Below are 12,498 nucleotides of genomic sequence, written 5' to 3' on the forward strand. Positions count from 1 at the left end.
GACTGAACGGAGCGGCAATGGTGGACGTCCCCGAACTGGTGGCCCAGGCACGGGAAGGCCGGCCCAGGGCCGTCGCCCGGCTGATCTCGCTGGTCGAGGGGGCCTCCCCGCAGCTGCGCGAGGTGATGGCGGCGCTGGCCCCGCTCGCGGGCAACGCCTACGTCGTGGGGCTCACCGGCTCGCCCGGCGTCGGCAAGTCGACCTCCACCTCCGCGCTGGTCACCGCCTACCGCAGGGCGGGCAAGCGGGTCGGCGTCCTCGCCGTCGACCCGTCCTCGCCGTTCTCGGGCGGCGCCCTGCTCGGCGACCGGGTCCGGATGTCCGACCACGCCTCCGACCCCGGCGTCTACATCCGCTCGATGGCGACCCGCGGCCACCTCGGCGGCCTCGCCTGGTCCGCGCCCCAGGCGATCCGCGTCCTGGACGCGGCGGGGTGCGAGGTGATCCTCGTCGAGACGGTCGGCGTCGGGCAGTCCGAGGTCGAGATCGCCTCGCAGGCCGACACCTCGGTCGTGCTGCTCGCGCCCGGCATGGGCGACGGCATCCAGGCGGCCAAGGCCGGCATCCTCGAAATCGGCGACCTCTACGTCGTCAACAAGGCGGACCGGGACGGCGCGGACGCCACGGCCCGCGAGCTCAACCACATGCTGGGCCTCGGCGAATCGCGCGGCCCCGGCGACTGGCGGCCGCCCATCGTCAAGACGGTGGCGGCCCGCGGCGAGGGCATCGACGAGGTCGTGGAGGCGCTGGAGAAGCACCACGCGTGGATGGCCGAGCACGGCGTCCTCGCGGAGCGCCGCAGGTCCCGAGCGGCCCGCGAGGTCGAGACCATCGCGGTGACCGCCCTGCGCGAGCGCATCGGCTCCCTCCACGGCGACCGGCGCCTCGACGCGCTCGCCCAGCGCATCGTCGACGGCGAGCTCGACCCCTACGCGGCCGCCGACGAACTGGTCGCCGGCCTGACCGAAACGGCCTAGCGCGCTCCGCGCACGACCGGGTCCGCCCTGCGAAGGGCCCGGCGCCGGCTCGTCAACAGCCCCGGTACGGCCCCTGGTTGGGCCGTACCGGGGCTGTTAGCGTGGGGCGCATGTTCCTGCTCTGCGCATAGGTGCCGCCCCGGCACCGCGCCCCGCCCGCAGAGGGCGCCGAGGCCGCGGTGCGCTTCGGCGACCCTTTCCGCGCACAGCCCCGAAGGAACACCCATGTCCTCGTACGCCGCCGTCCTGCGGACCCCGGGCGCCGCCCGCGCCTTCGGCGCCGCCCTGCTGGGTCGGCTCTCCTACGGAACGGCCCCGCTCGCCCTCGTCCTCGCCGTCCAACGGGGCTCCGGCTCCTACGCCGTGGCCGGCACCGTCATGGCGCTCTTCGGCATCAGCAGTGTGCTGCTCTCGCCGGTCCGCGCCGCCCTCGTCGACCGGCACGGCCCACGCCGTGCCCTGCCCCCCATGGCCGTCCTGTACGGGGCGCTGCTCGTCGCGCTCGCCTGCGTCTGTCTGCTCGGCGGGGCGGGCGCCGCGCTGCTCGCCGTCCTCGGGACCGCCGCGGGCGCCTGCACCCCGCCGCTCGGGCCCACCATGCGCACCGTGTGGAGCGAGCTCGTGCCGGACCGCCGGATGCTGGAGCGCGCGTACAGCCTGGACGGAGTCTGTGAGGAACTCCTCTATGTGAGCGGCCCGTTGGTGATCGGTGTGCTCGTCCAGTACGCCGATCCCGCCGTCGGTGTGCTGCTCGGCGCGGGGCTGGTGGTCGTGGGGACGCTCGCCCTGGTCGCCTCGCCCGCGCTCCGCACGACCGGGCCCGGGACCGGGCAGGACAGCGGCGACGCGGCCCCCGTGCGGGGCCGGGCGCCCTGGCGGCCCGCCCTGGTGGCGGCCGGTGTCGGGCTCGCGCTCGGCGCCGTCGACCTGCTGGTGCTCGCGTTCGCGGACGACCGGGGCCGGGCGTCGGCCGCGCCCTGGCTGCTCGCCGCGCTCTCGGTCGGCAGCGCGGTGGGGGGCCTGGTCAACGGAGCCGTGCGGTGGCGGCGCCCGGCCAGGAGCAGGCTGGCCCTGTTCGCGGTGGGCCTCGCGGGAGCGCTCGCGCTCGCCGGGGCGGCGCCGGGACTCGCCGCGCTCGCCGGGGCCATGGTGCTCGCCGGCCTCTTCGTCGCCCCCGCGCTCACCACGGCCTATCTGTACGCCGATGAGCTGGCTTCGCCCGGCACCCGTACCCGGGCCGGCGCATGGGTCAACACGGCGGTGAACGCCGGGAGTTCGGCCGCCTCCGCGGGCGTCGGGCTGCTCGTCGGACGGCTTCCGCTGCCCTGGTGCTTCGTGCTCGCGGGGCTGCCCGCGCTGTGCTGCGCGCTCGCCGTCAGATCTTCCCGCGGTGCCCGCGCAGATGCTCGGCGACCGGCGTCAGAGACTCCCGCAGATCGGCCAGAGCCTCGCCCGACAGCAGATCGATGAAGTGGCGCCGCACGGAGGCGACGTGGTGCGGGGCGACCTTCTCCATGGTCGCGGCGCCGCTCTCGGTGAGGACGGCGAAGAGCCCGCGCCGGTCCGACTCGCAGTTCTCGCGCCGGACCAGGCCCGCGTTCTCCATGCGGGTGATCTGGTGCGAGAGACGGCTCTTGGACTGGAGGGTGGCGGCCGCGAGGTCGCTCATCCGCATCCGGTTGTCCGCCGACTCCGAGAGGTTCACCAGGATCTCGTAGTCGTTGTTGGTCAGGCCGAACGGCTGGAGGTCCTTCTCCATCTGGTACGTCAGCATCCTGTTGACGTCCAGGTAGGTGCGCCAGGCGCACTGCTCGTCGTCGCTCAGCCAGTTCGTGGCCGTCTCGGTCTCCATATGTGGATTCTACCTAAGAAGTTGAATTCTGAACCAATCGGGGGGATGTGACGCCCGGCACCCGACACGGGTGCACCCCTCGGGCGTGACCGCCGCCCGGAGGGGTTCAGGCGTTCGACGTCACACTCCGCAGACTACCGCTCACAGGCCGAAGCGACGCTGCAGGTCCCCCAGCTGGCCGGGAAGACGCGGTGCCCCGGCCGCGGCACCCTGCCCGCCCTGCCCGCCGCCGGGCACCCCGGGCTCGGCGGCCACCTGCCCGGTCGCCTGCTCCGCCATGAGCACTTCGGTCGACTGGAGCAGTACCGTACCCGCCCCCACGAACTCGAACTGGTGCTCCTCGCCCGAGGTCCCGCCGAGCCCGGTGAGTGACCGGATTCCGCCCAGGACGCCGGTCATGTACCCGTGGTCGTAGTGGTGACACGGCGACGGGCAGTCCGCCCAGCCGACCAGCGCCTGCGGATCCACCCGGATCGGCGGCTCCATGAAGACGACCGGCCCGTTGGAGGCCGCCACGAACTTGCCCGTGCCGATCAGCGTCAGGAACCCCGGCACGATCGACTGCTTCAGCGCGAGCGTGGGCTGGTACGCCAGGAGGTTGCCGGACCGGATGGTCAGGTTGCCCTCGTCCAGGTCGTAGCTGTTCACGTCGAAGGCGCGGTCCGCGAGCAGCATCTTGCCGCTGCCGTCCGCCACCACCCAGTCGGCCGCGTGCAGCGGCGAGTGGAAGCTCGTGCGCAGCAGCCGGTCGAGCCGGCCGTGGCCGATGCCGTTGAACTCGATCTGCCCGTAATAGGCGATCATCTTGCCCTTCTGCAGGAACCACTGGCTCGACTTGAGCTCCACGCAGAACGTGTACTTGTTGACGTTGTCGTCGCTCGGCAGCGAGTACGGGTCGAAGATCACCGGGGCGCTCACAGCTTCTCCTCCGAGGCCTGCACGTACACCGCGCCCTGACCGGACAGTTCGAGCTGGAAGGCCTCGCCGGAGCCCCGGCCCACCATCTCGCGCCAGCCGAGCGCGGCCGAGAGCTTGTTGCGGACGTCGCCGTGGTGGGCGACATAGGCCTGCGGGTCGACGTGGACCGGCCGCTGCGGAGTGATCGGCAGCTCGATCACCCCGCCGTGTGCCATCACCGCGACCGCGCCATGGCCCTTGAGCGTCGTGGTGAACAGGCCCTGCCCGGTCACCTGGCCGCGCACCATGCCCATGACCCCGCCCTGCGAGCCCATGAACATCGTGCCCTGCTGGAGGGAGCCGTCGAAGGCGAGCAGCCGGTCGGCCTCCACGTACAGGGTGTCGCCCTGGAGGTTGATGACCTGGATGTGGTGGCCGCCGTGGCCGAACATCACCGTGCCACTGCCTTCGACCGTCATCAGCGGCGTCGCCTCGTTGGCGACCCGCCGCCCGATCATCGACATCAGGCCGCCCTGGCCGCCCTGGATGTTGGGTGTGAAGGACACCTCGCCCTTGTACGCGAGCATCGCGCCGCGCTGGCTGAACATCCGCTGGCCGGGGAGCACCGTCGCCTCGACCATCTTCGAGTTGATCTCGCGGAACGGCATCAGACGTCCCCGCCGATCGTGTTGCGCTCGCTCGGCTGCACGTACACCAGGCCCTCGCCCTCGAACCGGATCTGGAACGCCTCGCCGGAGCCCTCGCCGATGAAGGTGCGGAAGGTCACCCCGGACTGGAAGTGCTGGCGGAGGCTGCCCTGGTGGGCGATGTAGGCGCCGGGGTCGACCAGGAGCGGGTACTGGGCGCTGACCCGCAGGATCACCGCGGGGCCGTCCGACATGATCGCGGCCTGCCCCTGGCCCTCGATCGTCGTGGTGAACAGGCCGTTGCCCTGGCTCGCGCCGCGCAGCCCGGTGAAGGTCGTGCCGGTGCGCAGCCCCGCGTCGGTGGCGAGCAGATTGCTCGCCTCGACGAAGAGCTTGTCGCCGGTGAGGCTCACCAGGTTGATCTCACTGGCCCGGTCGGCGAAATAGCACGTGCCGTGCCCCTTCACCTCCATCACGGTCATCTGCTCGCCGGTGAGACGGCGGGTCACCATGCCGCGCAGACCCTCACCACCGCCGGACATCTTCTTGAACGCCATCTGGCCGTCGTAGGCGACCATCGAGCCGTTCTTCGCCTTGACGGCGTCGCCGGTCATGTCGACGGCGAGCACCTTGCTGCCCTGAAGTCGGAACATTGCCACGGCCCGACGGTAGCGGCCGGGGACCCGCCCCGACAGGGGCAAGGGGACGATGTCAGAATGAGGATCGTTTGTGCACGCGTTCACAAACGATCACAGCCCGGTGATCGCCCTCAATTGATCACTGCCGCCCGCTCTCTCCCAGCGAAGGTGCCCTCCCGTGGACCTCAAGACAGCCTCCGCCCTGCATCGACTCCGACTGATCTCGCTCCCCGAGGCCATCTCGTTCCCGATCCTGCTGGTGTGCTCGGTGCTCAAGCGCACCACCTCGTTCGACGGGGTGATGGTGATGGGCATGGTCCACGGCGTCCTCTTCACGCTGTACGTGCTGTTCTGGCTCGACGCGTGGAACCGCACCAAGTGGTCCGCGAAGACCGGCATCCTCTACTTCGTGCTCGCCGTCCTGCCCTTCGGCGGCTTCTTCGCCGAGCGCAAGCTCCGCCGCGAGCTGGACGACGCGGTCATCGCGACCCGGGCCCGCAAGGAAGGCGTGGTGAACGCATGATCGTCGCCTTCTCGGTCAGCCCGCTCGGCGTCGGCGAGGACGTGGGGGAGTACGTGGCGGACGCGGTCCGCGTGGTGCGCGAGTCCGGCCTGCCCAACCACACGGACGCGATGTTCACCAGCATCGAAGGCGAGTGGGACGAGGTCATGGACGTCGTCAAGCGCGCCGTCGCCGCCGTCGAGGCCCGCTCCAACCGTGTCTCGCTCGTCCTCAAGGCGGACATCCGCCCCGGCGTCACCGACGGCCTCACCTCCAAGGTCGAGACGGTCGAGCGTCACCTCGCCGCCGAGTAACCGCCCGCCGTCCGGGCCGCCGAGCGGCGGCCCTCATCCGGCACCGTCGAGAGCCCCCGGCCCGCCCCGGCCGGGGGCTCTCGCGCGTCCGCACGCGACCGGGCGACGCTTCCCGCCCCCGAAACGGCCGGCCACCGTAGAACCGCTCACTCGGAGTACTCCAGTCGACACGCCGGGCTTTCTCCACTTTTGTGGGGTTATCAACCCGATGCAAAACCCCTGCTCGACGATCAGCTGGAGGGCACGTGCGCCCGGAGGGCTACGCATACGACACCCACAGCCGACTGGCCGGACCGCTCACGGAGCCGGGCGCCAAGCCCTACCGGGTGCAGTACCGCAGTCTGCTCTCGCAAGAGCCGCACCGCATACGTGCCATCCTCCTGATGACCCTCGCGCCCATACTCACCGGCTTGCTGCTGGTCTACCTCATCTGGCCCACCCACTGGGTCGAACGCGAGGGCGGCGACCGCTGGCTCGTCGACCTCGACGTCACGATGCTCGTCTCGATCGGCCTGATCGAACTGTTCATGGTCGCCAACGTCGCCTCGGTCGCCCACGCCACGCTGGTCGCCCGCGACCCCATTCCCGTCACGCCCGCGAAGGGCACCCGGGTCGCCTTCCTCACCACGTACGTGCCGGGCAAGGAACCCATATCCATGGTGCGCACCACCCTGGAAGCGGCCGTCCGCCTCACCCACACCGGGCCCCTGGACATCTGGCTCCTGGACGAGGGCGACGACGAGCAGGCCAAGGCGCTCTGCGAAGAACTCGGCGTACGCCACTTCACCCGCAAGGGCGTCCCCGAGTGGAACCGCAAGAAGGGCGCCCACAAGGCCCGCACCAAGCACGGCAACTACAACGCCTGGATCGCGATGCACGGCGGCGGCTACGACTTCTTCGCCTCCGTCGACACCGACCACGCCCCGCTCCCCAACTTCCTGGAGCGGATGATGGGCTACTTCCGCGACCCGGACGTCGCCTTCGTCGTCGGACCGCAGGTCTACGGGAACTACGACTCGCCCGTCACCAAGGCCGCCGAGTCCCAGCAGTTCCTCTTCCACGCGCTGATCCAGCGGGCCGGCAACCGCTACCGGGCGCCCATGTTCGTCGGCACCAACAACGTGGTGCGGATCGCGGCGCTGCGACAGATCGGCGGCCTGTACGACTCGATCACCGAGGACATGGCCACCGGCTTCGAACTGCACCGGCACAAGAACCCGAGGACCGGCCGGCACTGGTGCTCCGTGTACACCCCGGACGTGCTCGCCGTCGGCGAGGGCCCCGCCTCCTGGACCGACTTCTTCACCCAGCAGATGCGCTGGTCGCGCGGCACCTACGAGACCCTGGTCAAGCAGTACTGGAAGGCGCCCTTCACCATGCCGCCCGGCCGGCTCCTCTCGTACACCCTGATGCTCGTCTACTACCCCATGACGGCCGTCAACTGGCTGCTCGGCATCGTGAGCTGTGTGCTGTTCCTGTGGTTCGGCGCGTCCGGCACCGAGGTCACCGCCTCCGTCTGGCTGATGCTCTACAGCGACGCCGCCGCCCTCCAGATCGGCCTCTACCTGTGGAACCGGCGGCACAACGTCTCGCCCCACGAGCCCGAGGGCTCGGGCGGCCTCGCCGGGATGGGGATGTCCGCGCTCTCCGCGCCGATCTACCTCAAGTCGCTCGGCTCGGCCGTGCTGCGCACCCGCGGCCGGTTCGTCGTCACCCCCAAGGGCGGCCGGGCCAGCCCCGACCGGCTGTGGACGTTCCGCATCCACCTGTTCTGGGCGGCCGTCCTCGCGTCCTCCCTGATCGCCTCCGTGCGCTACGGCCACACCCACGCCGCCATGCGCACCTGGGCCGTGCTCGCGCTGTGCATCGCGCTCGCGCCCGTCGCGATCTGGGCCTGGAGCACGCTGCGCGAGCGCGCCGCGGCCCGCGCGGCCCAGCCGGTTCCGCAGCACAAGCCCGGCGGCGAGGCCGAACCCGCCGTCGCCACGACGACCGGAGGGAACTGAGTCATGGCCTACCGGCCCTCGAAACGGATGAAGAAGACCCTGTTCGGCGGCGGCGCCGTCGTGGTCCTCGCGGGACTCAACGCGCCCGCCGCGCTCTCCTTCGCCACCGAGCAGTACCACGCCTACGAGATCGCCCAGCCCGAGTACATGCGGAAGTACGGCGCCTGGCACGACGTCGAGATACCCAAGGAGTACCGGACCAACGCCATCCACGCGGCGCTGCTGCACACCGGCAAGGTGCTGATCATCGCGGGCTCGGGCAACAAGCAGGACCACTTCGACGCCGGCACCTTCGACACCGTGCTGTGGAACCCGAAGGACAACACCTTCAAGAAGATCCACACCCCCGAGGACTTCTTCTGCGGCGGCCACGCCCAACTCCCCGACGGCAAGCTCCTGGTGGCCGGCGGCACCGCACGCTACGAGGTGCTCGACGGCGAGGTGAAACGGGCCGGCGGCGGCATGCGGGTCAAGAACGAGGACCCCAACAAGGCCGTCACCCTCAAGAAGGGCACCACGTTCCGCTCCCCGTCGGGCGTCGAGTACGTGTCGAAGTTCGACGTCACCGTCCCGAAGGCCAAGCGCGAGTTCGAGATCTCGTACTACGCCAGCGGGCGGATGAAGCCCTGGAAGACCAAGACCACCGCCGCCGAGGCGCGGGTCTTCGTCGAGGCGGCCGTCGAGGGCCCCCAGTCCGTCGCCACCGACCAGGCGCAGTACGAGGTCGTGGGGCTGGCCGGCAAGGACGCCGACAACGTGTACGGGCTCGCCGAGAAGATCACCCTGGACAAGCAGGACTACCAGGGGATCAGGGCGGCCTACGAGTTCGACCCGAAGGCCGAGAAGTACGTCCCCGTCGCCCCGATGAAGGAGGCCCGCTGGTACCCGACGCTCACCACGCTCAAGGACGGCCGGGTGCTCGCCGTCTCCGGGCTCGACGACGTGGGCGTCATCCTGGCCGGCAACAACGAGATCTACGACCCCAAGTCCAAGAAGTGGTCCCCGGGCCCCTTCCGCTACTTCCCGACCTACCCCTCGCTCTTCCTGACCAAGGGCGGCAAGCTCTTCTACTCGGGCGCCAACTCCGGGTACGGGCCCGCCGACAAGGGCCGCGAACCGGGCCTGTGGGACGTCGAGAAGAACACCTTCACCAAGATCGGCGGCCTGAACGCCGCGGACCAGCTGGAGACGGCCAGCTCGCTGCTGCTGCCGCCCGCGCAGGACCAGCGGTTCATGCTGCTCGGCGGCGGCGGTGTCGGCGAGTCCAAGAAGGCCACCCCGCGCACCGCCGTGGTGGACCTGAACCAGAACAACCCCGCCTTCAAGTCGGGCCCCGAACTCCCGCAGGGCACCCGGTACCTGAACAGCGTGATCATGCCGGACGACTCCGTCTTCACCACCGGCGGCTCGTCCGACTACCGGGGCCGGGGCGGCTCCAACATCTTCAGCGCCCAGTTCTACGACCCGAAGACCAACGCGTTCCGCGAGGCGGCCGACCCCACCATCGGCCGCAACTACCACTCCGAGGCGCTGCTCCTGCCGGACGGCCGGGTCGCCACGTTCGGCTCCGACTCGCTGTTCAGCGACAAGAACAACACCAAGCTCGGCAAGTTCGAGCAGCGCATGGAGGTCTTCACCCCGCCCTACCTCTACGGCGACAAGGGCACGCGCCCCGCACTCGGCGACGGCCCGGAGGCGGTGGCCGCGGGCGGCAGGGCCACCTTCAAGACGGCCCACCCCGAGCGCCTGGTCAAGGCCCGGCTGATGCGGCCGAGCGCGGTGACCCACACGACCGACGTGGAGCAGCGCTCGATCGCGCTGGACCTGGCCAAGGACAAGGACTCCGTCTCGGTCACCGTCCCCGCCGACCGCGCGCTCGTCCCGCCCGGCTGGTACATGGTGTTCGTGACCGACCAGGACGGCACGCCGTCCGAGGCGAAGTGGCTCCGCGTGGACTGAGCGGGCGCGGGGCCGGCGGGCGCGTCAGTGACGGGCGCGCTTGGCGAGCCCGAGGGCGTACTCCGGCCACCAGGTGCCGGCGGACGGGCCCCCGCGACAGGGCCCGTCCGAGTCGCCCGGCCGTTTGATCCACAGGAACGCGTCGACGAGCGGGTCGCCGGTGCTGACCGAGGGCGGGGTGCCCAGCGAACGCCCCGGCGGGTTGCACCAGGCCTGGTCGCGTCCGTCGAGCAGCGGGCCCTCGCCGTTGCGGCTGGTGTCCATGACGAAGTGCTTGCCGCCGAGCCCCTGGGAGACCTTCACCCCGTACGCCCGTACGGCGCCGTCGGTCTGGAAGTTGGAGACGTTCAGGGCGAAGCCGTCGGCCCTGTCGATGCCGGCCCGCCGCAACGGCTCGACCAGGCTGGTGGGGTCGGGGATCCAGGAGGGGTTGCCCGCGTCGAGATAGACCTTGGTGCGGGGCAGCTGCTTGAACGTCTCGATCGCCTCGCCGAGGAGCTGGTAGCGCTCGGCGTGGTGGTCGGGCGTGGTGCACCCGTCGACCATGTGGGCGATCGCGTCGGGCTCCAGGACGATCACCGCCGGTGCCTCGCCGACCGCCTCGGCGAACATCCGGGTCCAGGCGCGGTAGCCCTCGATCCCGTCGGCGCCGCCCGCGGAGTACTTGCCGCAGTCGCGGTGCGGAATGTCGTACGCCACGAACAGCGCGGTCCGCTGCTGCTTCGCGGCCCCGGCGACGGCCTTGCGGATGCCGGGGCGCGGATCGCTGCCGGACGGCCAGGCGGCGACCGGCCGGTCGGCGATCCGCCGCAGCGCCGCGGCGTCGGCGGTACGCCCCTGCCCCTGCCAGAGCCGGACCTGCCGTGCGGCGTCGCTCTCCGGGTCCACCCAGAACGGTGAGCCGGAGGCGGGCGCGGGGGCGGCCTCGGCCCGCGAGCCGGTCCGCACGCCGGGCCCGGCACCGGGCTCCGCACCCGTGCCGTCGCCGGACGAGCAGCCGGCGACGCCGGTGAGCAGCACGGCCGACAGGGCGGCGCACAGGATTCGGTACCGGGACATCCGGCCCCCCTGGGGGTCGCGAGGGTGCACACGGGACGGCGTGCACAGGGCCGGACAATCGTGACATGACGGTCAGTCAGGGCGGCGCAGCGCCGCGCGTCCGCGCCGCGTGGGGCGAGGTGCCGGTACCGAACTCCGAGACGGGGCTGACCGGCATGTGACCAGTGGGTAAGGTCGACGCGTGCCCAAGCCGCTCAGCCTTCCCTTCGATCCCATCGCCCGAGCCGACGAACTCTGGCAGCAGCGCTGGGGGCCCGTGCCCTCGATGGGGGCCATCACCTCGATCATGCGGGCACACCAGATCCTGCTCGCCGAGGTCGACGCGGTGGTGAAGCCGTACGGGCTGACGTTCGCGCGGTACGAAGCGCTGGTGCTGCTGACCTTCTCCAAGGCGGGGGAGTTGCCGATGTCGAAGATCGGCGAACGTCTGATGGTCCACCCGACCTCGGTCACCAACACGGTGGACCGCCTGGTGAAGTCGGGCCTCGTCGACAAGCGCCCCAACCCGAACGACGGGCGGGGCACGCTGGCGTCCATCACGGACAAGGGGCGCGAGGTGGTGGAGTCCGCGACGCGGGACCTGATGTCGATGGAGTTCGGGCTCGGCGCGTATGACGCCGAAGAATGCGCGGAGATCTTCGCGATGCTCCGCCCCTTGCGAGTCGCAGCCAACGACTTCGAAGACTGACCCGGGGGGATGTGCGTGCCGCCCGGCACCGATCCCGCCAGGGGCGCGGGGAACTGCGCGGGACGCGGGCACGGTCCGCAGAGCCAGGCGGGGTTGCCGGGGCTCCGCCCCAGACCCCGTTTCGGGCCTGAACGGCCCTCGTCCTCAATCGCCGGACAGGCTGGGGTGGCCGATGCTGGGCATGCCGCCCAGGCCGGCCCACCCAGGGGCGCGGGGAACTGCGCGGGACGCGGGCACGGTCCGCAGGCGAAGGCGGGGTTGCTGGGGCCGGACAGGCTGGGGTGGCCAGGACGGGCCGGAGTCGGGCAGCCGGACGGGCTGGGGTGGCCCGATGCTGGGCATGCCGCCAAGGTCAGCCCACCTGGGGGCGCGGGGAACTGCGCGGGAGGCGGGCACGGTCCGCAGGCGAGGGCGGGGTTGCTGGGGCCGGACGGGCTGGGGTGGCCCGCATGGGGCGGAATCGGGCGGCCGGGCTGAGCGCATGGGCCGGGGCTCGCCGGAGGTGTGACCCCGGGGAAGATCGCCCCGCATGTCCGGATACGCTCGACCGCATGAAAAAGAGCGTACTGACCCGCTACCGGGTAATGGCGTACGTCACAGGCGTGCTGCTGGTCCTGCTGACCCTCGGCGTGATCGCCAAGTACATCCTCGACATGAACGGCGCCGCCGACTTCACGAAGGTCATCGGCATCGCCCACGGCTGGCTGTACGTGATCTACCTCGTCTTCGCCTTCGACCTCGGCTCCAAGGCGAAATGGCCGGTCGGCAAGCAGCTGTGGGTGCTGATCGCCGGCACCATCCCCACCGCCGCCTTCTTCGTCGAGCGCAAGGTCTCCAAGGAGCTGGAGTCCAAAGTCGCGGACGGCGTCCCGGCCGGCGCCCGCGCCTGACCGTAAAGCCCCAGGTCACAGCCCGGCCCACCGCCGCGCGGCCAACGCGTGGCGGTCGGCCATCGACAT

Annotated in this window: 13 protein-coding genes; 8 read left to right on the forward strand and 5 right to left on the reverse strand. The window is 71.1% G+C overall.

From position 1 onward, the window contains the following. Positions 1-17: 17 nt before the first annotated feature. A complete protein-coding gene (meaB, locus tag OOJ98_RS20840; protein WP_267056441.1) occupies positions 18-977 on the forward strand; it encodes a methylmalonyl Co-A mutase-associated GTPase MeaB in 960 nt (319 codons plus the stop codon). Between the two features lie 225 nt (positions 978-1,202). Next, positions 1,203-2,447: an MFS transporter gene (locus tag OOJ98_RS20845; protein WP_267056442.1), complete on the forward strand. Its 1,245-nt coding sequence runs from the start codon at positions 1,203-1,205 to the stop codon at positions 2,445-2,447. On the opposite strand, the gene OOJ98_RS20850 is transcribed toward OOJ98_RS20845, so the two are convergent. The 4 genes from OOJ98_RS20850 to OOJ98_RS20865 all read right to left on the reverse strand — a co-directional run bounded on the left by OOJ98_RS20850 (position 2,353) and on the right by OOJ98_RS20865 (position 5,026). Continuing rightward, positions 2,353-2,829, reverse strand: a complete 477-nt coding sequence (locus OOJ98_RS20850) for a MarR family winged helix-turn-helix transcriptional regulator (RefSeq protein ID WP_267056443.1) — start codon at positions 2,827-2,829, stop codon at positions 2,353-2,355. The two genes, OOJ98_RS20845 and OOJ98_RS20850, sit on opposite strands and share 95 nt — an antisense overlap. A 141-nt stretch (positions 2,830-2,970) precedes the next feature. Beyond that, positions 2,971-3,747 carry an AIM24 family protein gene (locus OOJ98_RS20855; RefSeq protein WP_267056444.1) on the reverse strand — a complete coding sequence of 259 codons (777 nt, stop codon included), beginning with the start codon at positions 3,745-3,747 and terminating at the stop codon, positions 2,971-2,973. Further along, complete coding sequence (locus tag OOJ98_RS20860; protein ID WP_267056445.1) at positions 3,744-4,394, reverse strand: AIM24 family protein; 651 nt, start codon at positions 4,392-4,394, stop codon at positions 3,744-3,746. The genes OOJ98_RS20855 and OOJ98_RS20860 overlap by 4 nt, the downstream gene beginning before the upstream one ends. Then, complete coding sequence (locus tag OOJ98_RS20865; RefSeq protein WP_267057045.1) at positions 4,394-5,026, reverse strand: AIM24 family protein; 633 nt, start codon at positions 5,024-5,026, stop codon at positions 4,394-4,396. The genes OOJ98_RS20860 and OOJ98_RS20865 overlap by 1 nt, the downstream gene beginning before the upstream one ends. Before the next feature lie 163 nt (positions 5,027-5,189). On the opposite strand from OOJ98_RS20865, the gene OOJ98_RS20870 reads away from it, so the two are divergent. The 4 genes from OOJ98_RS20870 to OOJ98_RS20885 all read left to right on the forward strand — a co-directional run bounded on the left by OOJ98_RS20870 (position 5,190) and on the right by OOJ98_RS20885 (position 9,792). Beyond that, positions 5,190-5,534: a DUF3817 domain-containing protein gene (locus tag OOJ98_RS20870; protein WP_267056446.1), complete on the forward strand. Its 345-nt coding sequence runs from the start codon at positions 5,190-5,192 to the stop codon at positions 5,532-5,534. Next, on the forward strand, positions 5,531-5,827 hold the full coding sequence (locus OOJ98_RS20875; protein WP_267056447.1) for an MTH1187 family thiamine-binding protein: 297 nt from the start codon (positions 5,531-5,533) through the stop codon (positions 5,825-5,827). The genes OOJ98_RS20870 and OOJ98_RS20875 overlap by 4 nt, the downstream gene beginning before the upstream one ends. 245 nt (positions 5,828-6,072) lie before the next feature. After that, positions 6,073-7,833 carry a cellulose synthase catalytic subunit gene (locus OOJ98_RS20880; protein ID WP_267056448.1) on the forward strand — a complete coding sequence of 587 codons (1,761 nt, stop codon included), beginning with the start codon at positions 6,073-6,075 and terminating at the stop codon, positions 7,831-7,833. Between the two features lie 3 nt (positions 7,834-7,836). Next, positions 7,837-9,792, forward strand: coding sequence for a galactose oxidase early set domain-containing protein (locus tag OOJ98_RS20885; RefSeq protein ID WP_267056449.1), 1,956 nt, complete (start codon positions 7,837-7,839; stop codon positions 9,790-9,792). A 24-nt stretch (positions 9,793-9,816) separates the two neighbouring features. Here the strand turns inward: OOJ98_RS20885 and OOJ98_RS20890 are convergent, their stop codons facing one another. After that, complete coding sequence (locus tag OOJ98_RS20890; RefSeq protein ID WP_267056450.1) at positions 9,817-10,851, reverse strand: glycoside hydrolase family 6 protein; 1,035 nt, start codon at positions 10,849-10,851, stop codon at positions 9,817-9,819. A 181-nt stretch (positions 10,852-11,032) separates the two neighbouring features. Between OOJ98_RS20890 and OOJ98_RS20895 the strand changes: the two genes are divergently transcribed. After that, positions 11,033-11,539, forward strand: coding sequence for a MarR family winged helix-turn-helix transcriptional regulator (locus OOJ98_RS20895; protein WP_267056451.1), 507 nt, complete (start codon positions 11,033-11,035; stop codon positions 11,537-11,539). Between the two features lie 551 nt (positions 11,540-12,090). Beyond that, entirely contained in the window at positions 12,091-12,429 is a 339-nt protein-coding gene (locus OOJ98_RS20900) for a DUF3817 domain-containing protein (RefSeq protein WP_267056452.1), read from the forward strand. The last annotated feature ends 69 nt before the right edge of the window (positions 12,430-12,498 follow it).

Origin of the sequence: Streptomyces sp. NBC_00083 (genome assembly GCF_026343295.1) — a bacterium.
Classification (GTDB): Bacteria; Actinomycetota; Actinomycetes; order Streptomycetales; family Streptomycetaceae; genus Streptomyces.

Bases quoted from the DNA above. Each gene is read 5' to 3' on its own strand.
- OOJ98_RS20885 (WP_267056449.1), top strand. From the start codon at position 7,837: ATGGCCTACCGGCCCTCGAAACGGATGAAGAAGACCCTGTTCGGCGGC.
- OOJ98_RS20845 (WP_267056442.1), top strand. From the start codon at position 1,203: ATGTCCTCGTACGCCGCCGTCCTGCGGACCCCGGGCGCCGCCCGCGCC.
- OOJ98_RS20865 (WP_267057045.1), bottom strand. From the start codon at position 5,026: ATGTTCCGACTTCAGGGCAGCAAGGTGCTCGCCGTCGACATGACCGGC.
- OOJ98_RS20875 (WP_267056447.1), top strand. From the start codon at position 5,531: ATGATCGTCGCCTTCTCGGTCAGCCCGCTCGGCGTCGGCGAGGACGTG.
- OOJ98_RS20900 (WP_267056452.1), top strand. From the start codon at position 12,091: ATGAAAAAGAGCGTACTGACCCGCTACCGGGTAATGGCGTACGTCACA.
- meaB (WP_267056441.1), top strand. From the start codon at position 18: ATGGTGGACGTCCCCGAACTGGTGGCCCAGGCACGGGAAGGCCGGCCC.
- OOJ98_RS20890 (WP_267056450.1), bottom strand. From the start codon at position 10,851: ATGTCCCGGTACCGAATCCTGTGCGCCGCCCTGTCGGCCGTGCTGCTC.
- OOJ98_RS20860 (WP_267056445.1), bottom strand. From the start codon at position 4,394: ATGCCGTTCCGCGAGATCAACTCGAAGATGGTCGAGGCGACGGTGCTC.
- OOJ98_RS20850 (WP_267056443.1), bottom strand. From the start codon at position 2,829: ATGGAGACCGAGACGGCCACGAACTGGCTGAGCGACGACGAGCAGTGC.